Here is a 25,243-nt window from a genome sequence, read left to right on the forward strand (position 1 = left end):
AAGGCCAAGGACGTCGCAAGAAGCGATTTCATCAGGATGATGTTTGGGACAAGCAGGGACTACGGAAAAAAATGTGGGCGGGTCAAACCGCCCCTTTTTTTGCCCGTAGGAAAACAAAAAAGGCCCCGAAGGGCCTTTTTCGCGTCTGGGCGCTATCAGCGCTCCAGGTCGGCAATCTTGCCAGGCTTGCCATCCCATTCTTCAGCGTCCGGCAGGGCGTCCTTACGCTCGGTGATATTAGGCCAGATTTCCGCCAGCTCGGCGTTCAGCTCGATGAAGTTTTCCATGCCCGAAGGCACTTCGTCTTCCGAGAAGATGGCTTGCGCTGGGCACTCCGGCTCGCACAAGGCGCAGTCGATGCACTCGTCCGGGTGGATGACCAGGAAGTTCGGGCCTTCGTAGAAGCAGTCCACCGGACAGACTTCCACGCAGTCGGTGTATTTGCATTTGATGCAGTTGTCGGTGACGACGAAGGTCATTTCTAATTCTCTCCTCAGGCGACGGCGGCGGCCCTTCCTCTCAGGGCCGCGCGGTTTACGGGTATGTGGCTGCAGGCCAGGCTAATAACCTGCAGCACCAGCAAACCGCGGCGGATTCTACCAGCTTGTAATGGGCGCCGTTATAACAGGTTCTTTAGTTGATATAGCATTTCGATAGCTTGACGCGGGGTCATGTCGTCCAGTTGCAGCTTGCCCAGCTTCTCGATGGCTGGATGAGGCAGGCTGGCAAACAAGTCGCTCTGATGCGGCACTTGCGGCGCGTCCTTGGCCTTGTGGGCCGCAGGCTGCTCATGGGGCAGGCTGGTGGTTTCCAGCCGGCCAAGGTGCTCGCGGGCACGCTGGATCACTGCCGTCGGTACGCCGGCCAGCTGTGCGACGGCCAGGCCGTAGCTTTGGCTGGCAGGGCCGGGTAGCACGTGGTGCAGGAACACGATGCGTTCATTGTGCTCGGTGGCGTTCAGGTGCACGTTGGCCACCAGCGGCTCGCTCTCCGGCAGCACGGTCAGTTCGAAGTAGTGGGTGGCGAACAAGGTGTAGGCACGCAGCTGGGCCAGGCGCTCAGCGGCAGCCCAGGCCAGCGACAGGCCGTCGAAGGTGCTGGTACCGCGGCCCACTTCGTCCATCAGCACCAGGCTGCGGTCGGTGGCGTTGTGCAGGATGTTGGCGGTTTCGCTCATCTCCACCATGAAGGTCGAGCGCCCGCCGGCCAGGTCGTCACTGGAGCCGATGCGGGTGAAGATGCGGTCGACCAGCGACAGCTCGCAGCTGGCTGCCGGCACGAAGCTGCCGATGTGCGCCAGCAGCACGATCAGAGCGGTCTGGCGCATGTATGTCGACTTACCGCCCATGTTCGGGCCGGTGATGATCAGCATGCGCGTACTGTTGTCCAGGCCCAGGTCGTTGGCCACGAACGGCGTGGTCAGCACCTGCTCCACCACCGGGTGGCGGCCCTGCTCGATGCGCAGGCAAGGCTCGTCGACGAAGCGTGGGCAGTTCAGGTCGAGGTTCAGTGCGCGCTCGGCCAAGTTGCTGAGCACATCCAGCTCGGCCAGCGCGGCGGCACTGTCCTGCAGCGGCGCCAAGTGGCTGATCAGGGTTTCCAGCAGCGCGTCGTAGAGCATCTTCTCGCGGGCCAGGGCGCGGCTCTTGGCCGACAATGCCTTGTCCTCGAACGCCTTCAGCTCCGGGGTGATGAAGCGCTCGGCGCCTTTGAGGGTCTGGCGGCGGATGTAGTCGCCCGGGGCCTGTTCGGCCTGCTTGGTTGGCAGTTCGATGAAGTAGCCGTGTACGCGGTTGTAGCCGACCTTGAGGTTGGCCAGGCCGGTGCGAGCCTTTTCCCGGGCTTCCAGGTCGATCAGGAACTGACCGGCGTTCTCGCTGATTGCCAGCAGCTCGTCCAGTTCGTTGTCATAGCCGGCCTTCAGTACTCCGCCGTCGCGGATCACCGCCGGCGGGTTATCGATGATCGCCCGCTCCAACAGGCTGGCCAGCTCCGGATAGGTACCGGTAATGGCCGCCAGACGCGCCAGGTGCGGCGCTTCGAGCTCGGTCATCGCGTTCTGCAGTTCTGGCAACGCGCCCAGCGCATCGCGCAGGCGTGCCAGGTCGCGCGGGCGGGCATTGCGCAGGCCAATCCGGGCGAGGATCCGCTCGATATCGCCAATTTCCTTCAACTGCGGCTGCAGCTTTTCGAAGCGGTAGCTGTCGAGCAGGCAGCGGATCGAGTCCTGGCGTGCTTGCAGCACCTTGAGGTCGCGCAGTGGGCGGTTCAGCCAGCGGCTCAGCAGGCGGCTGGCCATGGCGGTCTGGCAGCGGTCGATCACCGATTGCAGGGTGTTGTCGCGCCCGCCGGCCAGGTTGATGTCCAGCTCCAGGTTACGCCGGCTGGCCCCATCGAGGATGACCGTATCGTCCAGACGCTCGTGGCGCAGGCTACGCAAGTGCGGCAGGGCGGTGCGCTGGGTTTCCTTGGCGTAGGTCAGCAGGCAGCCGGCGGCACCGATGGCCAGGGTCAGCTTGTCGCAGCCGAAGCCCTTGAGGTCCTTGGTTGCGAACTGCTGGCACAGGGCCTTGCGTGCCGAGTCGCGGTCGAAGTCCCAAGGGGCGCGGCGGCGGGCGCCTGGGCGTTTCTCCGCAGGCAGGTCCCGTGGCCAGTCGTCGGGGATCAACAGCTCGACCGGGTTCAGGCGCTCGAGTTCGGCCAGCAGGTTTTCCCAGCCCTTGATCTCCTGCACGCTGAAATTGCCGCTGGTGATGTCCAGTACCGCCAGGCCGAACAGGCGTTCGTCACCGAGCAGTGCGGCGATCAGGTTGTCGCGGCGCTCGTCGAGCAGTGCCTCGTCACTGACCGTACCGGGGGTGATGATGCGCACCACCTGGCGCTCCACCGGGCCCTTGCTGGTGGCGGGGTCGCCGATCTGCTCACAGATCACCACCGACTCGCCGAGCTTGACCAGCTTGGCCAGGTAGCCTTCCAGCGAATGGAAAGGAATCCCGCACATGGGGATGGACTGGCCGGCCGACTGACCGCGGGCGGTCAGCGTGATATCCAGCAGTTTCGCGGCCTTTTTCGCATCTTCGTAGAAGATCTCGTAGAAGTCGCCCATGCGGTAGAACATCAGCTGGTCCGGGTGCTGGTTTTTCAGCTTCCAGTACTGCTGCATCATCGGGGTGTGTGCGGAAAGATCTGACATTCAGGGCCTTACAGGGGGGATCTGGTTGGCGATGGTAAACCCGTAATGGTACAGGCTTTTTCGTTGCGTTGCAGGCGCCTGCTGTGGGGCGTGCGCCTGCAGTCCGGCGGGCAATGGTGGAGCTGCGCCGCGTAACCCTCTAGAATGCGCGCCCCTCGACGAATGCCCCTAGCCGTGACCTCCACGATGAATGTGTCCAGCCCTGTCCCTTATGTAACGCAACAGTTGATCTACCTCCTTTATGGCGAGCGCCGGATCTATCACCTGGAGGCAAAACTCAGCATCCTCACCGCCCTGGCCCGTTGCAAGCCGGCTGAGCTGCCGGTGATCCGCGTGCTTACCGACCAGCCACAGGCTTTTGCCGGCTGGCCGGTGGAAGTGATCGCACTGGACGAGCAGACCTTGCAGGCCTGGGCCGGTGACGGCGGCTACACCCATCGGCGCAAGGCCTGCGCCATTGCCCAGGCCGGGCAGTGGGCGGAAAAGACCGTGTTCATCGATACCGATACGGTATTTCTGCAGTCGCCGCAAAAGCTGTTCAGCCAGGTCGATTCCGGGCAATTCTTGGTCGACGAGGTGGAAATGAGCTGGGCCGAGGCTTCTCGCAGCAGCTATTACCGCTGCTTCATCGAGGGGCTTGTGGAGTCGGGCGAAGCACCGGCCGATGACCTGCGGCTGTGTAACAGCGGTGTGATGGGCTTTACCCGCGACAACGTTGGCATCGCCGAGCGCGCCATTGTCCGGATTGACGACTGGACGCCGTATGCTCGTGACTTGCATACGATCGAGCAGATCGCCTTTTCCTTCGAATTGCACGGCGCGCCGATCAACGAGGCGCGCGGCGTGATCAGCCATTACTTTGCGATGAAGCAGTACGTGCATGCCATTCTAGAAATCTTCTTTGCCCGGCATGGCGAGCATTTTCATTCGAAGATGCCAGGTCTGGCCCTGAAGGTGCCGGCGCATCGCCCGGTGCCCTCTTGGCTGGCGCGGCTCTCGGTGAAATGGAGCCTAAAGCATGTACCCCGGGAGCTGCGTGGCATCGGCCGCAAGTTGCTCTACGGCAGTGTGATGAATGGTGATGACTACCAGCGCGCGTGCAAGGTGGTCTGGTGGCGTTCGGCGGTCGAGGACATGCGCAAGCTGGGCGGCTTCGACTGGAGCCGGGAGTGGCCTGACGGGCTGCCGCGGCTGGGGCAGCGTGACGAACTGGCGTTCAGCGAAATCGCACGGGCCAGCCTGAAAGTTTCCTGAGCCAGAGCCCGAACCAGGGTGATAGGGTAGAGAGCCGCCTTCAAGGAGCACCCACATGGACCCGATCACCACGCTCGCCACCCGCCTGGGTGAGCACCTGCGCCGATTCAATGCGCAGGTGACTACCGCCGAATCCTGCACCGGTGGTGGCATTGCCGAAGCCATCACCCGCATACCTGGCAGCTCGGCCTGGTTCGAAGCCGGTTACGTCACCTATTCCAATGCACAGAAAACCCGCCAGCTGGGGGTGCCTGAAGCGTTGTTCGGTCAGGTGGGGGCAGTCAGCCAGGAAGTGGTCGAAGCCATGGTCCGTGGGGCTCAGGCCGCCAGTGGCGCACGCTTCGCCGTGGCGGTGAGTGGTGTGGCCGGGCCGGACGGCGGCTCGCCAGCCAAACCAGTGGGCACTGTGTGGCTGGCCTGGGGTGATGGCGACCGGGTGTTCAGCGAACGTCGGCAGTTCGACGGTGACCGCGAGGCGGTGCGCCGACAGACGGTGATCGCCGCGTTAGACGGCTTGTTACAGCTTGGTGCCGAGTAAATCGACGACAGGGGTTTGCGCGGGCGTCTGCCTGTGGAATAATACTGGCTACTTATACAGGTATTCCGGCCGTCAGGGCCAAGTCGAACACGTGAGGATTTCAATGGACGACAACAAGAAGCGCGCCTTGGCTGCGGCCCTGGGTCAGATCGAACGCCAATTCGGTAAAGGCGCGGTCATGCGCATGGGTGACCATGAGCGTCAAGGCATTCCGGCCATCTCCACCGGCTCGCTGGGCTTGGATATCGCACTGGGCATCGGCGGTCTGCCAAAAGGCCGTATCGTCGAGATCTACGGCCCGGAATCGTCGGGTAAGACCACGCTCACCCTGTCTGTCATCGCTGAAGCGCAGAAGAACGGTGCTACCTGCGCCTTCGTCGACGCCGAACATGCCCTTGACCCTGAGTACGCCGGCAAGCTGGGCGTCAACGTCGATGACCTGCTGGTTTCGCAGCCGGACACCGGTGAGCAGGCCCTTGAAATCACCGACATGCTGGTGCGTTCCAACGCGGTCGACGTGATCATTGTCGACTCCGTTGCCGCGCTGGTACCGAAGGCCGAGATCGAAGGCGAAATGGGTGACATGCATGTGGGTCTGCAGGCCCGCCTGATGTCCCAGGCACTGCGTAAGATCACCGGTAACATCAAGAACGCGAACTGCCTGGTCATCTTCATCAACCAGATCCGTATGAAGATCGGTGTGATGTTCGGCAGCCCGGAAACCACTACCGGTGGTAACGCCCTGAAGTTCTATGCTTCGGTCCGTCTGGACATCCGCCGTACCGGCGCGGTCAAGGAAGGCGACGAAGTGGTCGGCAGCGAAACCCGCGTCAAGATCGTCAAGAACAAGGTCTCGCCTCCGTTCCGTCAGGCTGAGTTCCAGATTCTTTACGGGAAAGGTATCTACCGTAACGGCGAGATCATTGATCTGGGGGTATCTCAGGGCTTGGTCGAGAAGTCCGGCGCCTGGTACGCCTACCAAGGCAACAAGATCGGTCAAGGCAAAGCCAACGCTGCCAAGTACCTGGCTGAGAACCCGGCTATTGGTGCCGAGATCGAGAAGCAGATTCGTGAGAAGTTGCTGAAAGCGGGTGCTGCTGCTGAAGCCGGCAAAGCTGCTGCTGCCGAAGCTGATGCCGATGACATGGCTGACGCTGACGCCGGTTATTGATTGCGCAGTAGATAGTCAAATATGTCTGCCGTACTCGACACCCCCGTCGCCATCCGGCGGACAGCCATGGACCTGCTCGCACGACGTGAGCACGGTCGAGTCGAGCTGACGCGCAAGTTGCGTCAGCGTGGCGCTTCGGACGAGTTGATCGAGCCCGAACTCGATCGGCTCGCCGAAGAAGGGCTGCTTAGTGAAGCCCGCTACCTCGAGAGTTTCATTCGCTATCGTTCCGGCTCTGGCTATGGCCCTGCGCGTATTCGCGAAGAGCTATGTCAGCGTGGTTTGGCGCGTGCAGATATCGACCAGGCCCTGCGTGAAAGCGAGGTAAATTGGGGCGAGCGTATGCGAGACGTGTGGCAGCGCAAGTTTGCCGGGCAGCGCCCGCAAGATCCGCGCAGCCGCGCCCAGCAGACCCGGTTCCTGGCTTACCGTGGGTTCCCTATGGACATGATCGGTCGTCTGCTCAACGGGCGTGATCTCGACGATTATTGACGCTCGAAACCACAGTGGCACGTGCCCGTAGCGGATAATCTGTTTTGCCAAATGCCCCAGGCTGTCTCCATTCCATTGTAGGAGCGGGTTCACCCGCGAATGCGGTGGCGGCTGCGACGGTGAATGATCGGGGAAATTGGGCAGCAGGCCCGGCCCTTTCGCGGGTAAACCCGCTCCTACGACGGTCTGCGTACAACAACCGATCGGGTGCAGGACCAGACAGCCTAAGGTTGATCCTGCAGGTATCACGCGAGCTGTTACAGAAAAGCATCAACTCACTTTCAGCGCCTGCCTGGCCCTCTGCGTGGTATGCATGGGTTGTGGCTTGGCCCAGTTCTCCGGCAGGTTGATGAAATCCACCAGCTCACGCAAGCGGCCCTGATCCCGGCCGTTGAAGGCGAATGACAGGCGGGTCAGGTGGCTGTAATTGCCAACTTCGTGCTCGGCGCTGCTATCCGCTTGCTGGTGATATTTGCCACTCAGGCGCAAATCGGCAAACCCTTCCTGAATGTCATACAACGCCGCCTCGCTGAGCGCATGGTGCATGCGGATCACGAACTGGCTCTTCAGCCAGCGGCTGGAGTGGTAGTTGCTGTAGAACTGGTTGATTTCCTCAACCGCCTCGTCAGCGCTGTGTACCAGGCGCACCAGCTTCAGGTCGCTGGGCAGGATGTAGCGGTTTTCTTCCAACTGGCGGCTGATGAAGTCCAGGCAGTCGTGCCAGAAGCTGCCGCCCGGCGAATCCAGCAGCACCACCGGTACCAGTGGGCTCTTGCCGGTCTGGATCAAGGTCAGTACCTCCAGCGCTTCATCCAGGGTGCCGAAGCCGCCAGGGCACAGCACCAGGCCGTCGGCCTCCTTGACGAAGAACAGCTTGCGAATGAAGAAAAAGTGGAACGGTAGTAGTTTGTCGGTACCGTTCACCGTCGGGTTGGCATGTTGTTCGAAGGGTAAGGTGATGTTGAAACCCAGGCTGTGCTCGCTGCCGGCGCCTTCGTGGGCAGCCGCCATGATGCCGCCGCCGGCGCCGGTGATAACCATCAGGTCAGAGCGCGCCAGAGTGGCGCCCAGCTCGCGGGCCAGGGCGTACATCGGATGCTCCAGCGGGGTGCGTGCCGAGCCGAACACGGTCACTTTGCGTCGGCCCTTGTAGCGCTGCAGGGTGCGGAACGACTGGTCCAGTTCGCGTAGGGCCTGCAGGGTGATCTTGGCGCTCCAGCGGTCGCTGTCGTCATGGGCCATGCGCAGGATGGTCAGCATCATGTCGCGGTAGAGCGGCAGGTTAGGGCTGTTGGGGGCAACCAGTTGCAGTTGTGCTTCGATATTGCTCAGGTCGATATTGTTGTCGCGGAAGTGGCTGAACAGCAGTTCATTCGAATGGTAAGGCATGCGACGTCTCCTTCTGCACCAATACCTCTGACCTCAATCTAGACCCTAGCGCCCGATCGTGCCGAGGTGTTCGGCGCAGCCGCCTGTCGGCCTGCGGCCATCGGCAGCACGGGTTTGGTTAACTGGTAGAGTGAAACGTGTCGATGCAGGAGGTGGCGGTATGCATCGCTTGGTCATCGAAGTGGACTGGCAGCTCTACCAGCAGCTGGAGAACGCGGCCCAGGTGCATCACCTGAGCCTTGAAGCCGAGTGCCGCCGCAGGCTGTCGGGGCTGGAGTGTCGGTCGCGATACTTGCAGGCGCTGTTGGCGGAGATGCGCGCCGATGCCGTTGAAGGGCGCTGGCGCGCTCATGAGGACGAGAAAGCGTAGCGTTGACGCTGTGCTTACTTCTTCTTGTTGCCGGCCAGGCAGCTGGCGTTGTCGAAGGCCTGGTCCATGACTGGCTGGTTGGTCTTGTAGACCGTGAAGCGGTAGACCATGACGGCGCCCTTGGACATCAGGTTGCGAAAGCCGTTGTTGCGGCACACGCTGTCGCCGAGCTGGCTGCGAACCTGCTCAGGGTTGGCCTGCATGCGCGCTGCGTGGCTCTGGCGTACGCTCAGATGGTTGACCAGTGCCTTGCCTTCAACGGTGTAACCCTGATCGAGAATGTCCTCGTTGATTGCGCGTGGGGTGCCGACGCTGCTCTCTTTGGCGACCTTCTGCAGCAGGGTGTTCAGGTCGTAATCCTGCTTGGATGCCGCCTGGGCTGCCAGAGGCAGGGCGAGCAGCAGGCTCAGGGCGGGGGCGATAAGGCGCAGCATGAATCTCTCCTGGTTCGATGACTGGCGCTTTGACATGCGCGGGTCAACGGCGTTCCGTAAAATTGCGCGTGGCGAGGACCGGCACGGTAGAAACCCGATTATAAGGAGCGCATTGCCGGCTGCACAGCAATTGCCACCTGTTCTGGTAGACTGGCCGCCTTGTTTTCTCCGAGTCATCCTTGTGCCCATTTTCAATCTGTCCAGAGGCCTGCCGGCATGAGCCATGCGGTAGCGCGTCTGCGCGCCGAACGCCTGGCCCGCAGCAACAAGCCTTTCATCGCCCGTGGCTCGCGTGCCGAGCGTTGCCCGGATTGCCGGGTCATCGCCACCCATTGCCTGTGTGCCTGGAAGCCTAGGGTGCAGGCTGACGCAGGGGTGTGCCTGCTGATGCACGACACCGAGCCGCTGAAACCCACCAACACCGGCTGGTTGATTGCCGACCTGATTGAAGACACCTGGGCCTTCGGCTGGTTGCGTACTGCGGTTGACGAGCGCCTGCTGGCCTTGCTCGATGACCCGCGCTGGCAGCCCTATATCGTTTTTCCGGGCGAGTTCGTTGCTCAGGAGCGGGTGGTCAGCGAGGTGGTGCGTGAGCCGGGCAAGCGTCCATTGTTCATCCTGCTGGATGCCACCTGGACCGAAGCGCGCAAGATGTTCCGCAAAAGCCCGTACCTGGACCGCTTCCCGGTGTTGAGCCTGCAAGCCGAGCAGATGTCGCGCTACCGCCTGCGGCGCTCCAAGCGCGATGATCATTTCTGTACGGCAGAAGTTGCGGCCATGTGCCTGGACCTTGCTGGCGATAGCCAGGCTTCGCAGGCGCTGGATGCCTATCTGGATGTGTTCAGCCTGCATTACCTGAGCGGCAAGCGGCGGCTGCCGCTTGACGAGCAGGACGACACCCACCAGCGTTTGCATACCTTCCTATAGTCCAAGGGGCACAACCCCTGCTTTGGTTCATAATGACGGAGCTGGCAGCCAGGGCGGGCGAGACGGCAGGGCGATTGGCTTGATCACCCTTGACCGTGCTCGGCCTCCTTGGCGCCGATTCCCCGCCGGGCGCTTCCCTTCCACTCGAGTGCCTGGCACAGAACAGGATCCTTAGATCGATGGCCACATACGAAATCCTGATTGCCGATGACCACCCACTGTTCCGTGGCGCCCTGCGCCAGGCCGTTACCCTCGGGCTTGGCTCCGATGTGCGTCTGGTCGAAGTCGCAAGCATTGCCGAACTGGAAACCCGCCTGAGCGAAAAAGCCGACTGGGACCTGGTGCTGCTGGACTTGAACATGCCGGGTGCCTACGGTTTTTCCGGTCTGGTGCTGCTCCGCGGGCAGTACCCGCAGATCCCCGTGGTGATGGTTTCGGCGCAGGAAGAGGCCGCCGTGGTGGTCAAGTCCCGCGAGTTCGGCGCCAGTGGTTTCATTCCCAAGTCCAGCACCCTGGAAGTGATCCAGGATGCGGTGCGCAAGGTGCTTGATGGCGAGGTCTGGTGGCCGCCGCAGGCGTTCGAAAAGGTCGATGTTTCGGCCGAGGCCAAGGCCGCCAGCGAAGGCTTGGCCAGCCTCACGCCGCAGCAGTTCCGCGTACTGACCATGGTCTGCGAAGGCTTGCTGAACAAGCAGATCGCCTATGAGCTGAGCGTGTCGGAAGCGACCATCAAGGCCCACGTGACCGCGATCTTCCGTAAACTGGGCGTGCGTACCCGGACCCAGGCTGCACTGCTGCTGCAACAACTTGAATCGGTTGCCAGCAACTGACTGCGTGTGGCTTCACGCTTTTTTGACCCGAGCCGGTCTAGTCTGCTGGCCTTTCTGCTGTGAAGTGACTCAGATGACATCGCCATTCAAGGGCCAGACCGGCCTCAAACGCATCTTCAACGCCGCTGGCTACTCGCTGGACGGCCTGCGTGCCGCCTTCAAGGGCGAGGCCGCATTCCGCCAGCTGGTGCTGCTCAACGTGCTGCTGATCCCGATCGCCTTCTGGCTGCCGGTCAGCCGCGCCGAGCGGGCCATCATGATCGCCGTCTGCCTGCTGGGGCTGATCGTCGAGCTGTTCAACTCGGCGGTGGAGGCGGCCATCGATCGCATTTCGCTGGAGCGCCACCCGTTGTCGAAAAATGCCAAGGACATGGGCAGCGCCGCACAGCTGGTGGCCCTGACCATGGTGGCGCTGGTGTGGGGTGTGATCCTGCTTTAAGCGATCGGTGGCAGCACGATCTCGTCACTGCGGGTAAAGCCGGCAGTGAAGTTGCGACATAGCTCGAGAAATTCACGCATGGCCGAGGTCTGGTACTTCTGTTTGTGCCAGATGAAGTAGAACTGGCGCAGCAGGTCCAGCTCCGGTGTTTCCACAGGTACCAGGCTGCCACGGCGGAAGGCGTCACGCAGGGCCAGGCGTGAAATGCAACCGATGCCCAGGCCCGACTCCACCGCGCGCTTGATCGCTTCGGTGTGCTCCAGCTCCAGGCGAATATTGAGGTTGGCGCGGTGATGGCGCATGGCCTGGTCGAAGGTCAGGCGCGTGCCTGAGCCTTGTTCGCGCAGGATCCACGCCTCCTGCGAAAGGCTTTCGATATCGGCGCGGCCCAGTTTCGCCAGTGGGTGCTGTGGCGCACAGAACACCACCAGTTCGTCCTCGACCCACGGCTGAACTTCCAGGTCGGGGTGATTGCAGTCACCTTCGATTAGACCCAGATCAATTTCGTAGTGCGCGACCTGTTGCACGATATGCGCAGTATTTTGAACATGCAGTTTTACCTGGCTTTCCGGGTGTGTCTGCATGTAGTTGCCGATCAGCAGGGTGGCCAGGTAGTTGCCGATGGTGAGCGTGGCGCCGACCGCCAGCGAGCCGAAACCGGATTTGCCGTTGAGCAGGTCTTCGATTTCCTTGGCCTGGTCAAGCAGGGCTACTGCTTGTGGCAGCAATTGATGGCCCAGGGCATTGAGGGCCAGGCGTTTGCCGGCACGGTCGAACAGCTGGCAGCTCGATTGCCGCTCCAGTTCCGTGATAGAGGTACTGGCGGCCGACTGCGACAGCGCCAACAGGCTGGCGGCCCGAGAGACGCTTTGGTGCTGGGCGACGGCGACGAAGACTTGCATTTGACGGAGTGTGAATCGCATATCGATATAACCGATAACACATATCTTGATAATCCAGTTAACAGATATTGTCGCTGCCCCTAAACTATTGCGCAACTGTGCGCTTTACGCGCGCGTTTTTCTTCAGGAGCCCCATCGATGAGCAACATGAACCACGAACGTGTCCTCAGTGTGCACCACTGGAACGACACCCTGTTCAGCTTCAAGTGCACCCGCGACCCGGGCCTGCGCTTCGAGAACGGTCAGTTCGTGATGATCGGCCTGCAGCAGGACAACGGCCGTCCGCTCATGCGTGCCTACTCCATCGCTTCGCCAAACTGGGAAGAGCACCTTGAATTCTTCAGCATCAAGGTGCCGGACGGCCCGCTGACCTCGCAGCTGCAGCACCTGAAGGAAGGCGATGAGATCATTATCAGCAAGAAGCCTACCGGCACCCTGGTACTCGACGACCTGAATCCTGGCAAGCACCTGTACCTGCTGAGCACCGGCACTGGCCTGGCGCCGTTCATGAGCGTCATCCAGGACCCGGAAACCTACGAGCGCTTTGAAAAAGTGATCCTGGTGCACGGCGTGCGCTACGTGAACGAAGTGGCCTACCGCGAGTTCATCACCGAGCACCTGCCGCAGAACGAGTTCTTCGGTGAGTCGGTTCGCGACAAGCTGATCTACTACCCGACCGTGACCCGCGAGCCGTTCGAAAACCAGGGCCGTCTGACCGACCTGATGCGCAGCGGCAAGCTGTTCAGCGACATCGGCCTGCCGCCGATCAACCCGCAAGACGACCGCGCGATGATCTGCGGCAGCCCGAGCATGCTCGACGAGACCAGCGAAGTGCTGGACAGCTTCGGCCTGAAGATCTCCCCGCGCATGCGCGAGCCGGGTGACTACCTGATCGAGCGTGCCTTCGTCGAGAAGTAAGGCGCAGGCGGGTACAGGAAGGCGACTCTCGAGTCGCCTTTCTTATACCTGGGATTTGTGCATTGCCTGTTCTGGCCCTTTCGCGGGTAAACCCGCTCCTACGGGGGGCGTGCAATTCTCGAGACGTGCGCTGCACCTGTAGGAGCGGGCTTGCCCGCGAAAGGGCCGGTGCAGGCGACCCCCGATCTATTCGACCCGCGTCTCGCCGCTGTACACCAGGATTTCCCGGCACCGCTTGCACAGGTATCGCCGCCCTTGGTGCACCAGCTTGTGCCGCTGCGCGGTAAACGGGAAGTCGCTTTGCGGGCACGGGCAGCGGTAGATGTAGCGGGTCACTGCGCGCCGTTGCACGTCATAGTTGTGGCAACGATTGGGCGGCAGTTCATACACCCCGCGCATGATCAACTGCCACTCTTCACCATGGGCCTGGATGCGGTCGCCAAACAGCTGGTGGGCAACCAGGTGTGCCACTTCATGGGCCACGGTCTGGCGCAGGAAGTCTTCCTGGTTTTCGCGGTAGAGCTGCAGGTTGAAGCGCAGCAGATTCTCGTGCAGGTGGGCGACGCCGGCTTTTTGCCCGCGCAGTTTGAAGCTGACTTCGGGGCGCGGGAAGCGGCGTTTGAAAAAGGCTTCGGCTTGCTGGTAACAGGTTTCGACGCGTTGTTTGAGCTGCTCGGGCATGGCGGGGCGGTTCTCCTGACCAGGCATTATGCCGCAAGCGCAGGTGGCTTGCCGAGTCACCGGTCAGCGCACAGCCAGAGGCCGCCTTGCGGCGGCCCCTGGTTGATGCCCCAGTGTTGGTTCGGTCTGTTCTAGTTGGTGTAGACGGGCCCCACGCCCAGTCCCCAGATAATCACGGTAGCGGCCATGATAGCCACCAGTACCACCAAGCCCACTGCCAGCACCGAGCTGGAGAACAGGAAGCCTTCATCCGACGGTATGTTCATGAACGTCGGCAAGCCGACATACAGCAGGTACACCGTGTAGCAGATGGCGGCAGTGCCGATCAGCATGCCCAGCCACAGGTGCGGGTAGAGCGCCGCCAGGCCGCCGATGAACAAGGGGGTGGCGGTGTAGGTGGCAAAAGCGATGCATTGCGCCATGGACGGGTTGGCATCGTAGGTGCGGGCCATCCAGTGGATGAACGCGCCCATTACCGCCACCCCGGCGAGCATGGCCAGGTAGGACATGATGCTCATCCAGATTGCGCTTTCCATGGTCAGCATCACTGCTGGCCTGTCACCGATCACCCAGCCCACCTGGGTAGTGCCGATAAACGCCGAAACGGCCGGAATCGCCGCGAGGATCAGGGTGTGTGTCAGGTACATGTGGCTGATGGTTTCTTCTTCGCCACGAATCTCCCGCCATTCCTGATCGGGATGGGTAAACAGCCCCACAACGTGATGAATCATGCCGATCACTCCTCTCAATGTTGCCAAACGCCCCCCAATATGGAGCGTAAGCGGCCCGAGGCCCTAACACCGATGCAAGCGGTAATGTGGCCTTATGTCGCAGTATAGGAAGCCGTTACCTACATAAACCGCGCTTTTTAGAGCAAATTGCGCTGTAAGCCGTGCTGTTGATTACAATGAAGTCTTTATCGGAATGCCTACAGCGGCGTCGCGTTTGTGCGTAAAATAGCCGGCTTTTGTCACACCTCGCGGATCCAAGCGCTATGGGCACCCTCTCGGTCAACCAGAACAAACTGCAAAAACGCCTGCGTCGTCTCGCTGGCGAAGCCATCACCGACTACAACATGATCGAGGATGGCGACAAGGTCATGGTCTGCCTGTCCGGCGGCAAGGACAGCTACACCATGCTCGACGTTCTGTTGCACCTGCAGAAGGTGGCACCGATCACGTTCGAGATCGTTGCGGTGAACATGGACCAGAAACAGCCGGGCTTCCCTGAGCACGTACTGCCGGCTTACCTCAAGGAACTGGGGGTCGAGTACCACATCGTCGAGAAGGATACGTACTCGGTGGTAAAGGAACTGGTACCCGAAGGCAAGACGACTTGCTCGCTGTGTTCGCGCCTGCGCCGCGGTACCCTGTACACCTTCGCTGACGAAATCGGCGCTACCAAGATGGCGCTGGGACACCACCGCGACGACATCGTCGAAACCTTCTTCCTCAACATGTTCTTCAACGGCGCGCTCAAGGGCATGCCGCCGAAGCTGCGCGCCGACGATGGCCGCAACGTGGTGATCCGCCCGCTGGCCTACTGCAGCGAGAAGGACATCCAGGCCTACTCGGACATGAAGGAATTTCCGATCATCCCGTGCAACCTGTGCGGCTCGCAGGAAAACCTGCAGCGTCAGGTGGTCAAGGACATGCTGGTGGAGTGGGAACGCAAGCACCCGGGCCGTACCGAGAGCATCTTCCGTGCCCTGCAGAACGTGGCACCGTCGCAGCTGGCCGACCGGAACCTGTTTGACTTCACCAGCCTGAAGATCGACGAAAACGCTACCCCGCGTTTCCTCGACGTGCTGAACATCTGAGCCCATGCGCGATTACCAGTGGTTGCATGAGTACTGCCTGAACCGCTTTGGTTCGGCCCAGGCGCTGGAGGCTTTCCTGCCGCAGCCGCGCACGCCGGCGCAACTGCGTGACATCAGTGACGACCGCTACCTGTCGACACTGGCCCTGCGCGTGTTCCGCGCGGGGCTCAAGCACAGCCTGGTGGATGCCAAGTGGCCGGCGTTCGAGCAGGTGTTCTTTGGCTTCGACCCGGAGAAAGTGGTGCTGATGGGCGCCGAGCATCTGGAGCGGTTGATGCAGGATGAGCGCATTATCCGCCACCTGGGCAAGCTCAAGAGCGTGCCGCGCAATGCGCAAATGTTGCTGGATATCGCCAAGGTGCATGGCAGTTTTGGAGCATTCATCGCCGACTGGCCAGTGACCGACATTGTCGGCTTGTGGAAGTACCTGGCCAAGCACGGCAACCAGTTGGGCGGGTTGTCGGCGCCACGGTTCTTGCGCATGGTCGGCAAAGACACGTTCATCCCGACCGATGACATGGCAGCGGCGTTGATTGCGCAGAAGGTGATCGACAAGCAGCCCACCAGCCAGCGCGACCTGGCTCTGGTGCAGCAGGCGTTCAACCAGTGGCATGCAGAGAGCGGGCGGCCGCTGTGCCAGTTGTCGGTGATGCTGGCGCATACCGTCAACCATTGAGTCTTGTGTTGCTTCCATTCGCGGGCACGCCCGCTCCCACAGGTACCGAACAGGCCTTGAGTGCGGTGCGATTCCTGTGGCAGCGGGCATGCCCGCGAAAAATCTAACTGCCTTCGCCCGCCATGCGCCGCTCATGCTGGAACTTCCAGCGCACGTACAGTAACCCGGCAATGAACAGCCCCAGGCTCACTAGCACTTCAAGCCAGCCGAATACCGCCCGCGCCGGGTCGAACGCCGCCAGCACGCCCTTGATGAAATAGATATTCACCACGAAGCAGGTCCAGGCATGCGCCCGGGCGCTGCCTTTCAGCATGCCTGGCAGCAGCAACAGCAACGGCACCAGCTCGATCGCCAGGATCACCTCGACCCTGGCCCCATGCAGGTTGGCGAACCACAGGTTGTTTACCACCAGCAGGGCGATCAGGCCGAAGAAGCATGCCAGGCTCAATGCCCGCGTCAGGCGCAGGCGTGGTACCAGCCATTGGAGCGGCGGCAATGCCTTGGGCTTTCTAGCCACGCGCCGCCTCCAGGGCCTTGGCCGTGGTCGCCAGGCGTTGGCCCAGGGCGCGGCACAGGGTGATTTCGTGTGGGTCGAGTTCGCGCTTGCCATCGGCGCCTGCGTGGTGGCTGGCGCCATAAGGCGTGCCGCCACCACGGGTCTCGAGCAGTGCCGACTCGCTGTAGGGCAGGCCCATCACCAGCATGCCGTGGTGCATCAACGGCAGCATCATCGACAGCAGGGTGGTTTCCTGGCCGCCGTGCAGGCTGGCGGTGGAGGTGAACACGCCAGCCGGCTTGCCGACCAGCTCACCACCTAGCCAAAGGCTGCTGGTGCCATCGAGGAAATACTTGAGTGGCGCTGCCATGTTGCCGAACCGGGTCGGGCTGCCCAGTACCAGGCCAGCGCAGTGGCGCAGGTCATCAAGGGTGGCGTACAGCGCGCCACTGGCCGGAATATCCGGGGCCACCGCTTCGCATTCGGTGGAAATAGCCGGCACCGTGCGCAGACGCGCCTCCATGCCGGCCAGCTCGATGCCGCGGGCGATGTGCCGGGCCATTTCGCTGGTTGCGCCATGGCGGCTGTAATACAGCACCAGGATGTAGGGCGCGCTCACGGCAGGATCTCCAGCACTTTTTCCGGCGGGCGACCGACCACGGCCTTGTCACCGGCAACCAGGATCGGCCGCTCGATCAGTTTGGGGTGCTGGGCCATGGCCTCGATCAGTTGCGCGTCGGTCAGTGCCGGGTCGGCCAGGTTCAGCGCTTTGTATTCGTCCTCGCCGCTGCGCAGCAACTGACGCGGGGCGATGCCCAGCTTGCCGAGCAGGGCCTTGAGGGTGTCCGCGTCGGGCGGGGTTTCCAGGTAGCGCACGATGGTCGGGGCCAGGCCGCGGGCTTCGAGCAGTTCCAGGGCGCCGCGGGATTTCGAGCAGCGCGGGTTATGATAGAGCGTGAGGTCAGTCATGTCGGGTCGCATCCAGCTGGGTGTGGCGGCTATTCTAACCGCAGCGACTGACCAATTTGCTTTAAAACTCGAGAAGGATTGACCCATGGCAAGGCGTCTGGCAGCAGTACTGGCCATCACCGCGAGCCTGTTGCTCGGTGGTTGCGGTGCCGATTACGGCGTGGACCAACACGGTAATACGGTTAAGGCCGAACAGATCGAAGGGCACTGGCTGGTGCTCAACTACTGGGCTGAATGGTGCGGACCGTGCCGTACCGAAATCCCGGAACTGAACGCGGCGGCCAAGCAATGGGCGGCTGATGGCGTCAAGGTGGTGGGGGTGAACTTCGATGGCCTGCAGGGGCAGGACCTGAAGCAGGCTGCCGAAACCCTGGGTATCGGTTTCACCGTGCTTGCCCAGGACCCGGCCGAGCGCTATGACCTGCCGCGCAGCGAGGCGTTGCCGGTGACCTACATCATCGACGACAAGGGCAAGGTGCGTGAGCAGTTGATGGGCGAGCAGACCCTGGAAGGGTTGCAGGCCAAGATCAAGGCCCTGAAAGGCGCCTGATGCATTCGGGGCCGCTTTCGCGGCCCTTCGCGGGCAGGCCCGCTCCCACAGGGGGGACGCGACAAACTGTGGGAGCGGGCGCGCCCGCGAAGGGCCGCAAAGCGGCCCCGGCAATCCTCAGCCTTCCTCGGGCCAGAAGCGCAGCGGCTTGCCTTCGGCTGGCCAGAAGCGCATCTGCCCCACCGGTGACACATCCCAACGCTCTACTGTTTCCAGCGCCTGCAGGAAGCGTTTTTCCTGTTCCATCAGCGCGGGTGCGCACAGCTTGCGGGTCTTGCCGACCTTGCCGAAGCTCAGGTGCTCGCCATCGAGCGTGTAAGGCGCAAACCAGTGGTTGCAGCCGCCGTTGCCATAGGCTCGGCCGTCGCTGGCCAGGGTCAAGGTCAGGTGGCTGTAGTCGATCAGTGGTCGTTCACCAATCCACTCCAGCACGTAGCTGCGTTCCTGCTGCAGCCTGGAAGGTTCCGTGGCGCAGCCGAGCAGGCCGGTTGCAATCAGCACGCCGGTCAGCAGATTCTTCACTCGGCGCTCTCCTGGCAACGCGGGCACAGGTGTTTTTCGCCACGGCTGGCCCAGCCCAGCTCTGCGATACGGGCGCTGGCAGCCGGTTGACGAGCTGCCTTGCCGAGCTTGGCGTCTACTGCGAACTCGAAGCCCAGCACCGCATCGCAGCGATCGCACTCGACCTGCCAGGTGAGGATTTCCAGCTCGTTGAACACCGGGCCGCTCGCCACGGCCACCCACTGGCCGCGTGGGTTGATCAGGTGGCGCACGCTTTCCACGGTCAGGCGCATGGACAAATCCTTGCTGCCCTTGAGCGTGACCAGCAGGCTGTCGCCTTTTTGCATCGAACCGCCGTTGCCCGTGACCTGATAGCGGCCCGGCACCAAAGCGCGGCACTCGATCAGGGTGTGTTGCGGGTTGAAAAGGGTGTAGCGAAAATCGTGTTCGACCATGGGTCCTCCAGAAATGCCGCGTATCCTAGCATTAACCCATCACCAGGTTCTGTGGATTGCCTGCCGCCCAGCGGTTGATGTTGTCCAGTGTGGTTGCGGCAATGGCATCCAGCGCCTCGCGGGTGAGGAAAGCCTGGTGAGCGGTGATGATCACGTTGGGGAAGGTCAGCAGCCGAGCCAGCACATCGTCTTGCAAGGGCAGGTCAGAGCGGTCCTCGAAGAACAGTTGGGCTTCTTCCTCGTAGACGTCCAGGCCCAGGTAGCCAAGCTGGCCGCTTTTCAGTGCGTCGATCAGCGCCGGTGTGTCGACCAGCGCACCGCGACCGGTGTTGATCAGCATGGCGCCGGGCTGCAACTGGGCCAGGCTTTGCGCGTTGATCAGGTGGCGAGTGTGCTCGGTCAGTGGGCAGTGCAGGCTGATGATGCGGGCTTCGCGCAACAGTTCGGGCAGGGGCATGTAGCGGGCGCCAAGGGCCAGCAGCTCTGGGTTGGGGTAGGGGTCGTACGCCAGCAGCTGGCAGCCGAAACCGGCCATGATGCGAGCGAAGGCGGCCCCGATCTGGCCGGTACCGACCACCCCGACGGTTTTGCCGTGCAGGTCGAAGCCGGTCAGCCCGTGCAGGGTGAAGTCACCTTCGCGGGTGCGGTTATAGGCCCGATGCAGGCGCCGGTTGAGTGCCAGGATGAGCGCCACGGCGTGCTCGGCAACGGCGTGTGGCGAGTAGGCCGGCACCCGCACCACGGCCAGCCCCAAGCGCTGGGCGGCGGTCAGGTCGACGTGGTTGTAGCCGGCCGAGCGCAGGGCGATCAACCGCGTGCCAGCTGCAGCCAGGCGCTGCAGCACCGGCGCGTCGAGTTCGTCATTGATGAAGGCGCAGACCACCTCAAAGCCATCTGCCAGGGCGGCGGTGTCGAGGGTCAGGCGGGCGGGCTGGAAATGCAGCTCCAAGGGGGTGCCGCTGGCAGCCTTGGTGAAGCTTTCCTGATCGTAGTGCTGGCTGCTGAACAACAGGGCGCGCATGGTCGAACTCCTTTGCAATGCATGTCTTGGGTGGGTCGCTGCCTGTCAAGGCATACCCAGCGTGGCCCAGATCCCCTCAAGCGCTCAATCTGGCCTGTGCCGCCAGCCGGCTGATCGCGCTGTCCAGTTCATCCAGAGCCTGCTGCGCCTGGGGGTTGTCCTGCTTCAGCAAGGTCTCGCTGCGTTGGCACGCTGCCCTTAACTGCGGCACGCCGCAATAGCGTGAGGCACCGTTCAGACGGTGTACCTGCTCGATCAGGCCATTGCGGTCATCGGCTGCGCGGGCGGCACGTATGGCTTCGCGGTCTGCATCCAGCGAGGCCAGCAGCATACTCAGCATGTCAGCCGCCAGATCTGCCTTGCCAGCGGCCAGGCGCAGGCCCTCTTCGGGGTCGAGTACCTTCAGTTCGTCGCCGTTGGTCAGCAGCTCGGCCTGCGCCTGCTGGGGTGTGCCCAGGCTCAGGCCGGTCCACTTCATCACCACCTGGGCCAGTTGCCGTTCGCTGATCGGTTTGGTCAGGTAGTCGTCCATGCCGCTGTGCAACAACGCGCGTTTTTCGTTGGCCATTGCATGGGCAGTGAGGGCGACGATCGGCAGCGGGTTGCCGCTCTGGGTGTTTTCCCACAGGCGGATCTGTTCAGTACAGGCGCGGCCGTCCATGCCGGGCATCTGCACATCCATCAGCACCAGGTCGAACAACTCGTCCTGCACGGCCTGTACCGCCGCATAACCATTGTTGACGGCCAGTACCTCGGCACCCAAGTCTTCGAGCAGGGTTTTTACCAGCAGCAGGTTGGCGGCATTGTCGTCGACGCAGAGTATTTTCGGTCGTCGCTGGCCGTTGGCGTTGCTCACTTCGGCCAGCGGACGGCGAGGTTGTACCAGCTCCAGCAAGAGGCGCCGCAGCTTGCGGGTGCAGGTCGGCTTGGACAGCAACTGGCCATGGCCGTTGGGCAGGTACGGGTGGTACAGCGCCTGCTCGGTGGTCGGGCATAGCACCACGCATTGGCAGTGGTAACGCTCGAGCTGCTGATGATAATGGCCCAGTTGCTCGGGCGACAGGTTACCCAGGTTGGCCCCGAGCACCGCGAACTCGAAGGGCAGGCCGGCCTGGCTGGCGGCCTGCACCCCCTGCAGCAACTGGTCGTAGGTGGCGAACAGGCTCACGCTGAGGCCGCAGTCTTCCAGCTGGTGCTCCAGTGCCTGGCGCGCCAGTTCGTGGCCATCGACAATGGCGGCACGGCGGCCAAGCAATGGCTGCGGTGGCAGCGCTTCGGCATCGTCATGAGCCTTGGGCAGGTTGAGGCTGATCCAGAACTGCGAACCTTCGCCTGGGGTACTGTCGACGCCGATCTCGCCGCCCATCTGTTCGATCAGGCGCTTGGAAATCACCAGCCCCAGACCGGTGCCACCGGGCTGGCGGGCCAGTGAGTTGTCAGCCTGGCTGAAGGCCTGGAACAGTGTGCGCACATCCTGTGGTGACAGGCCGATGCCGGTGTCCTGCACGCTGATGCGCAACTGCGCGCAGTCTTCGTGCTCGTCTTCCAGCATGGCGCGTACGACGATGGTGCCTTCGCGGGTGAACTTGATGGCGTTGCTGACCAGGTTGGTGAGGATCTGCTTGAGCCGCAACGGGTCGCCCACCAGCGAAGCAGGCGTGTCGCGGTAGATCAGGCTCAGCAGTTCCAGCTGCTTGGCGTGGGCGGCCGGAGCGAGGATGGTCAGGGTGTCCTGGATCAGGTCCCGCAGGTTGAACGGTATGCTGTCGAGCACCAGCTTGCCGGCCTCGATCTTGGAGAAATCGAGGATCTCGTTGATGATTCCCAGCAGGTTGTCAGCAGACTTCTCGATGGTGTTCAGGTAGTCGAGCTGGCGCGGTGTCATCTCGCTTTTTTGCAGCAGGTGGGTAAAGCCGAGGATGCCGTTGAGCGGGGTGCGGATTTCGTGGCTCATGTTGGCCAGGAACTCCGACTTGATGCGGCTGGCCTCAAGGGCCTCTTTGCGCGCCATGTCCAGCTCGATGTTCTGGATTTCGATGGTTTCCAGGTTCTGGCGCACGTCTTCGGTGGCCTGGTCGATGCTGTGTTGCAGTTCTTCGTGGGCGTTCTGCAGGGTTTCGGCCATGCGGTTGATGCCATGGGCCAGTTCGTCCAGCTCATGGCTGCCCATGGTCGGCAGGCGTTCTTCGAGGTGGCCATCCTTGAGCTGATTGACCGCGTGCTTGATGCGTTCGATGGGGTCGTTGATGGTGCGGCTCATGCGCAGCGCCAACAGGCCGCTGAGTGCCAGGCAGGCGAGGATCAGCAACAGGCTGGTGAACAGGTTGCGGTAGCCGCGCAGCAGCGTGCCGTCGTGCGACAGCTCGATCTCTACCCAGCCCAGCAGGCGCTCGGCTTCGGCCGGCACGGCGTCGGTGGCCAGGTCGCGGTGGTGGCCGAACACTGGCATCAGGTAGCGGGTGGCGTCGTTGCCACTGCGCTGCAGGAGTTGGGTGCCGGTACCGCCGCTGGGGGGCAGGTTGAGCATGCTTGGGCCGGCGTGGGCCAGGCGCGTGCGGTCCGGGGCCAGAAACGCCACTGCGCGCACATCGGCCTGCTCCAGGGTTTGTGCGGCAATTCTCTCCAGTTGCGCAGGCGCGAGCCGGGCCATGGCGGGTGCGGCCAGGGGCGCCAGTTGTTCGGCGATCATCTTGCCGCGCTGCAGCAGCTGGGTGCGCAGGTCGTTCTGTTGCAGCCAGGTGAAATAGCTACCCAGCACCAGGGCCATCAAGCCGGCCGGTAGCAGTGCCAGCAGCAGTACCCGGCTGCGGATTCCCAAGCGATCGAGCACACTCGCCTCCTCTGATGTGCCTGGATGCCGTCAAGTGGTAACGGCCAAGCCGCGAAGTTACTCCGCCTGCCGCACCATTGCATCTCTTTAGTACGTGTTATGCGCCGTTGCCGGGGCTTTGGTTGCAGTGCGGTTGCCTGGCAGGTGGCGAATGCTCAATAATTACGTAATTGAGAATGCATGGCAGTTGCCAATGAATCCTGTATCTATTTACAACACCACCATCCTTGCCATCGAGGACGACCCGGTGCTTGGCGCCTATCTGCAGGAAGAGCTGCAGCGTGGCGGCTGCCAGGTCACCTGGTGCCGCAATGGCCTGGAGGGCCTGGAAACGGCTGGCCGCCAGGCTTTCGATGTGGTGCTCATGGACATCCTGCTGCCCGGGCTTGATGGGTTGGACGCCTTGGCGCAGTTGCGCAGGCACAGCGCCACCCCGGTGATCATGATGTCGGCGCTGGGGGCCGAGGCGGATCGTATCAGCGGCTTTCAGCGCGGTGCCGACGATTACCTGCCCAAGCCATTCAGCATGGCCGAGTTGCAGGTGCGCATCGAGGCGATTCTGCGCCGCGTGGCCCTGGAGCGGCGGCATCAGGGCCCGCTGGAGCAAGCCGGCTGCGGCGAGCTGCAGTTCGATGAGGGGCTGTGTGACGTGCGCCTGAATAGCCGTCTGGCAGGCCTGACCCCCAGCGAATACCGCCTGCTGGACATCCTCAACCGCAACCTCGACGAAGTCCTCAGCAAGCCATTCCTGTACCAGCACGTGTTGCAGCGCGGCTATTCACGGCATGACCGCAGCCTGGACATGCACGTCAGCCAGATCCGTCGCAAGCTCAAGGGTATCGGTTATCACGAACGGCAGATCCGCACCGTGTGGGGCAAGGGTTACGTGCTCAGTGCCAGCGAGGCGGAGTGAACCATGCTCGACCGCCATTCGCTGTTCTGGAAGCTGGCCATCTTGCTGGTGGGCTTCTGCCTGCTGATGATCGGCCTCAGTTATACCTGGGGCCGGCACATGGAAACCCAGAATGCCTTCCTCTCGGAGCCGGCACGGCAGACCTTGCGGGGTTATGCCGCCGAAGCTGAGCAGGCCTGGCGCAGTGGCGGGCGGTCAGGGCTGGACCAGTGGGTGGCGGCCATGCATCAGCGCGAACGGGGCTGGGTCGGCGTGCTCGACATCAACCTGCGCCCGCTCGACAGCGCCACCCTCAACCCACAGATCATGCAGCGTCTGACACGCCTGCGCGGTGTCGATTGGCCGATGAGCCGGCGCAGCGTCGACCAGCCGTGGGTGCGCATACCGTTCCCGGGGGCGCCGGAGCAGGGCATGCTGGTGATCGAACTGCCGCAGCGCTTCAATCCGGGGCAGCACCGCTTGCTGTGGCGCATTGTCACCAACGGCATCATCCCGGGGCTGTTCACCTTGCTGTTGTGTGTAGGCCTGTACCGCATGCTGATCGTGCCGCTGAATCAACTTCGCGAGCAGGCCAATGCCTGGCGGGCCGATCAGTTGTCGGCCCGGCTGGACTCGCGCACCATCGCCCGGCATGACGAGCTGGGCGAACTGGCGCGTGCCTTTGACCAGATGGCCGAGCGGCTGCAAGGCACGGTAGCCATGCAGCAGCAGTTGCTGCGCGACCTGTCCCACGAAATGCGTACGCCGCTGAGCCGGTTGCGGGTGGCCTGCGATGGTGAAACCGACCTGCAGCGTTTGCGTGACCGCCTGATCCGTGAAGTGGACTGCATGCAGCAACTGGTCGAAGACACCCTGCAACTGGCCTGGCAGGACGCCGAGCGTGCGCCGATGAACCTTGAGCCGATCGAGGTCCACGCCTTGTGGGAGTTGCTGGCCGAAAATGCCAGCTACGAGAGCGGCTGGTCGCCTGCGCAACTGCGCTGCGAAGTACCGGCCGACTGCTGGGTGCAGGGCAACCTCAACCACCTGGCTCAGGCGCTGGAGAACATCTTGCGCAATGCCATTCGCCACTCGCCGGCCGAGGGGGTGGTGCGGTTGGGTGGGCAGCGGGAGGGTAGCTATTGGTGGTTGTGGCTTGAGGATGAGGGTGGCGGTGTCGCTGAAGAAGACCTGGAACGGATCTTCGCGCCGTTCTCGCGGTTGGACGGTTCGCGGCCCGGGGATGGTGGCTTCGGCCTGGGGCTGAGCATCGCCCGCAGTGCCATCCAGCGCCAGGGCGGCACCTTGTGGGCGCAGAATGGCAAACGCGGGTTGCGCTTGTGGATGAGGTTGCCGTTGCATGTGCCGGCCGCTTCGCGGGTAAACCCGCTCCTACAGGCTAGCGAATCCCCGTAGGAGCGGGTTTACCCGCGAAGAGGCCAGCACATGTCACACCGTTATAGCTTGTAGCTATATGCACTACAGATTGCGTGATA

Annotated in this window: 28 protein-coding genes; 14 read left to right on the forward strand and 14 right to left on the reverse strand. The window is 62.5% G+C overall.

Annotated elements, in window-relative coordinates:
• Positions 1–155 precede the first annotated feature (155 nt).
• Positions 156–479 carry a ferredoxin FdxA gene (gene fdxA, locus FQ668_RS07310; RefSeq protein WP_003252355.1) on the reverse strand — a complete coding sequence of 108 codons (324 nt, stop codon included), beginning with the start codon at positions 477–479 and terminating at the stop codon, positions 156–158.
• A gap of 140 nt (positions 480–619) precedes the next feature.
• The gene (gene mutS, locus FQ668_RS07315; RefSeq protein WP_010952693.1) at positions 620–3,193 is read right to left on the reverse strand and encodes a DNA mismatch repair protein MutS; all 2,574 of its coding nucleotides are present in this window, start codon (positions 3,191–3,193) and stop codon (positions 620–622) included.
• A gap of 186 nt (positions 3,194–3,379) precedes the next feature.
• On the opposite strand from mutS, the gene FQ668_RS07320 reads away from it, so the two are divergent.
• The 4 genes from FQ668_RS07320 (at position 3,380) to recX (ending at position 6,648) form a co-directional block, all read left to right on the forward strand.
• Positions 3,380–4,447, forward strand: a complete 1,068-nt coding sequence (locus tag FQ668_RS07320) for a hypothetical protein (RefSeq protein WP_019436652.1) — start codon at positions 3,380–3,382, stop codon at positions 4,445–4,447.
• Positions 4,448–4,502: 55 nt separating this feature from the next.
• On the forward strand, positions 4,503–4,985 hold the full coding sequence (locus FQ668_RS07325) for a CinA family protein (RefSeq protein ID WP_010952695.1): 483 nt from the start codon (positions 4,503–4,505) through the stop codon (positions 4,983–4,985).
• A 103-nt stretch (positions 4,986–5,088) separates the two neighbouring features.
• Positions 5,089–6,156, forward strand: coding sequence for a recombinase RecA (gene recA, locus FQ668_RS07330; protein ID WP_003252365.1), 1,068 nt, complete (start codon positions 5,089–5,091; stop codon positions 6,154–6,156).
• Positions 6,157–6,177: 21 nt separating this feature from the next.
• The gene (recX, locus tag FQ668_RS07335) at positions 6,178–6,648 is read left to right on the forward strand and encodes a recombination regulator RecX (protein WP_019436651.1); all 471 of its coding nucleotides are present in this window, start codon (positions 6,178–6,180) and stop codon (positions 6,646–6,648) included.
• A 270-nt stretch (positions 6,649–6,918) separates the two neighbouring features.
• Here the strand turns inward: recX and FQ668_RS07340 are convergent, their stop codons facing one another.
• Positions 6,919–8,037: an LOG family protein gene (locus FQ668_RS07340; protein ID WP_019436650.1), complete on the reverse strand. Its 1,119-nt coding sequence runs from the start codon at positions 8,035–8,037 to the stop codon at positions 6,919–6,921.
• Between the two features lie 160 nt (positions 8,038–8,197).
• On the opposite strand from FQ668_RS07340, the gene FQ668_RS07345 reads away from it, so the two are divergent.
• On the forward strand, positions 8,198–8,407 hold the full coding sequence (locus FQ668_RS07345) for a hypothetical protein (RefSeq protein ID WP_012053470.1): 210 nt from the start codon (positions 8,198–8,200) through the stop codon (positions 8,405–8,407).
• A gap of 14 nt (positions 8,408–8,421) precedes the next feature.
• Here the strand turns inward: FQ668_RS07345 and FQ668_RS07350 are convergent, their stop codons facing one another.
• Entirely contained in the window at positions 8,422–8,841 is a 420-nt protein-coding gene (locus FQ668_RS07350; protein ID WP_012053469.1) for a quorum-sensing-regulated virulence factor family protein, read from the reverse strand.
• A 216-nt stretch (positions 8,842–9,057) separates the two neighbouring features.
• Here FQ668_RS07350 and FQ668_RS07360 point away from each other — a divergent pair, with 216 nt between their 5' ends.
• The 3 genes from FQ668_RS07360 (at position 9,058) to FQ668_RS07370 (ending at position 11,037) form a co-directional block, all read left to right on the forward strand.
• Entirely contained in the window at positions 9,058–9,768 is a 711-nt protein-coding gene (locus FQ668_RS07360) for a tRNA-uridine aminocarboxypropyltransferase (RefSeq protein WP_004574842.1), read from the forward strand.
• Positions 9,769–9,947: 179 nt separating this feature from the next.
• Positions 9,948–10,598, forward strand: coding sequence for a response regulator transcription factor ErdR (gene erdR / locus FQ668_RS07365; RefSeq protein ID WP_010952699.1), 651 nt, complete (start codon positions 9,948–9,950; stop codon positions 10,596–10,598).
• Positions 10,599–10,671: 73 nt separating this feature from the next.
• On the forward strand, positions 10,672–11,037 hold the full coding sequence (locus tag FQ668_RS07370) for a diacylglycerol kinase (RefSeq protein WP_010952700.1): 366 nt from the start codon (positions 10,672–10,674) through the stop codon (positions 11,035–11,037).
• Here the strand turns inward: FQ668_RS07370 and finR are convergent.
• Positions 11,034–11,960, reverse strand: a complete 927-nt coding sequence (gene finR, locus FQ668_RS07375; RefSeq protein WP_003252379.1) for a LysR family transcriptional regulator FinR — start codon at positions 11,958–11,960, stop codon at positions 11,034–11,036. The two genes, FQ668_RS07370 and finR, sit on opposite strands and share 4 nt — an antisense overlap.
• A gap of 117 nt (positions 11,961–12,077) precedes the next feature.
• Between finR and fpr the strand changes: the two genes are divergently transcribed.
• Positions 12,078–12,857, forward strand: a complete 780-nt coding sequence (gene fpr / locus FQ668_RS07380) for a ferredoxin-NADP reductase (protein WP_003252381.1) — start codon at positions 12,078–12,080, stop codon at positions 12,855–12,857.
• Positions 12,858–13,043: 186 nt separating this feature from the next.
• Here fpr and FQ668_RS07385 read toward each other — a convergent pair whose 3' ends face one another.
• Both FQ668_RS07385 and FQ668_RS07390 read right to left on the reverse strand, forming a co-directional pair.
• Positions 13,044–13,538: a SprT family zinc-dependent metalloprotease gene (locus FQ668_RS07385; RefSeq protein ID WP_003252383.1), complete on the reverse strand. Its 495-nt coding sequence runs from the start codon at positions 13,536–13,538 to the stop codon at positions 13,044–13,046.
• A 131-nt stretch (positions 13,539–13,669) separates the two neighbouring features.
• Positions 13,670–14,269, reverse strand: coding sequence for a Yip1 family protein (locus FQ668_RS07390; protein ID WP_003252385.1), 600 nt, complete (start codon positions 14,267–14,269; stop codon positions 13,670–13,672).
• Positions 14,270–14,532: 263 nt separating this feature from the next.
• Here FQ668_RS07390 and ttcA point away from each other — a divergent pair, with 263 nt between their 5' ends.
• Positions 14,533–15,357, forward strand: coding sequence for a tRNA 2-thiocytidine(32) synthetase TtcA (ttcA, locus tag FQ668_RS07395; RefSeq protein ID WP_014592121.1), 825 nt, complete (start codon positions 14,533–14,535; stop codon positions 15,355–15,357).
• A 4-nt stretch (positions 15,358–15,361) separates the two neighbouring features.
• Positions 15,362–16,033: a DNA-3-methyladenine glycosylase I gene (locus tag FQ668_RS07400; RefSeq protein WP_014592120.1), complete on the forward strand. Its 672-nt coding sequence runs from the start codon at positions 15,362–15,364 to the stop codon at positions 16,031–16,033.
• A 103-nt stretch (positions 16,034–16,136) separates the two neighbouring features.
• On the opposite strand, the gene FQ668_RS07405 is transcribed toward FQ668_RS07400, so the two are convergent.
• The 3 genes from FQ668_RS07405 to arsC are packed head-to-tail and all read right to left on the reverse strand — an operon-like array spanning position 16,137 to position 17,498.
• On the reverse strand, positions 16,137–16,550 hold the full coding sequence (locus FQ668_RS07405; RefSeq protein ID WP_014592119.1) for a DUF2069 domain-containing protein: 414 nt from the start codon (positions 16,548–16,550) through the stop codon (positions 16,137–16,139).
• Positions 16,543–17,148 (reverse strand): NAD(P)H:quinone oxidoreductase, encoded by a 606-nt coding sequence (gene wrbA / locus FQ668_RS07410; protein ID WP_014592118.1) that lies wholly within the window; start codon positions 17,146–17,148, stop codon positions 16,543–16,545. The genes FQ668_RS07405 and wrbA overlap by 8 nt, the downstream gene beginning before the upstream one ends.
• The gene (arsC, locus tag FQ668_RS07415; RefSeq protein ID WP_014592117.1) at positions 17,145–17,498 is read right to left on the reverse strand and encodes an arsenate reductase (glutaredoxin); all 354 of its coding nucleotides are present in this window, start codon (positions 17,496–17,498) and stop codon (positions 17,145–17,147) included. The genes wrbA and arsC overlap by 4 nt, the downstream gene beginning before the upstream one ends.
• A gap of 85 nt (positions 17,499–17,583) precedes the next feature.
• On the opposite strand from arsC, the gene FQ668_RS07420 reads away from it, so the two are divergent.
• Positions 17,584–18,048, forward strand: coding sequence for a peroxiredoxin family protein (locus tag FQ668_RS07420; RefSeq protein WP_010952706.1), 465 nt, complete (start codon positions 17,584–17,586; stop codon positions 18,046–18,048).
• Positions 18,049–18,165: 117 nt separating this feature from the next.
• Here the strand turns inward: FQ668_RS07420 and FQ668_RS07425 are convergent, their stop codons facing one another.
• The 4 genes from FQ668_RS07425 to FQ668_RS07440 all read right to left on the reverse strand — a co-directional run bounded on the left by FQ668_RS07425 (position 18,166) and on the right by FQ668_RS07440 (position 22,855).
• The gene (locus tag FQ668_RS07425; protein ID WP_014592116.1) at positions 18,166–18,570 is read right to left on the reverse strand and encodes an META domain-containing protein; all 405 of its coding nucleotides are present in this window, start codon (positions 18,568–18,570) and stop codon (positions 18,166–18,168) included.
• Positions 18,567–19,004, reverse strand: a complete 438-nt coding sequence (locus FQ668_RS07430) for a hypothetical protein (RefSeq protein ID WP_014592115.1) — start codon at positions 19,002–19,004, stop codon at positions 18,567–18,569. Before FQ668_RS07430 ends, FQ668_RS07425 begins: the two co-directional genes overlap by 4 nt.
• Before the next feature lie 31 nt (positions 19,005–19,035).
• Positions 19,036–20,025: a 2-hydroxyacid dehydrogenase gene (locus tag FQ668_RS07435; protein ID WP_014592114.1), complete on the reverse strand. Its 990-nt coding sequence runs from the start codon at positions 20,023–20,025 to the stop codon at positions 19,036–19,038.
• A gap of 76 nt (positions 20,026–20,101) precedes the next feature.
• Positions 20,102–22,855 carry a response regulator gene (locus tag FQ668_RS07440; protein WP_014592113.1) on the reverse strand — a complete coding sequence of 918 codons (2,754 nt, stop codon included), beginning with the start codon at positions 22,853–22,855 and terminating at the stop codon, positions 20,102–20,104.
• Between the two features lie 193 nt (positions 22,856–23,048).
• On the opposite strand from FQ668_RS07440, the gene FQ668_RS07445 reads away from it, so the two are divergent.
• Together FQ668_RS07445 and FQ668_RS07450 are read left to right on the forward strand one after the other, a co-directional pair.
• Positions 23,049–23,768 (forward strand): response regulator transcription factor, encoded by a 720-nt coding sequence (locus FQ668_RS07445; protein WP_019436936.1) that lies wholly within the window; start codon positions 23,049–23,051, stop codon positions 23,766–23,768.
• A 3-nt stretch (positions 23,769–23,771) separates the two neighbouring features.
• The gene (locus FQ668_RS07450; protein WP_014592111.1) at positions 23,772–25,163 is read left to right on the forward strand and encodes a cell wall metabolism sensor histidine kinase WalK; all 1,392 of its coding nucleotides are present in this window, start codon (positions 23,772–23,774) and stop codon (positions 25,161–25,163) included.
• The last annotated feature ends 80 nt before the right edge of the window (positions 25,164–25,243 follow it).

This window comes from Pseudomonas sp. Kh14 (assembly GCF_900291005.1).
Classification (GTDB): domain Bacteria; phylum Pseudomonadota; class Gammaproteobacteria; order Pseudomonadales; family Pseudomonadaceae; genus Aquipseudomonas; species Aquipseudomonas alloputida.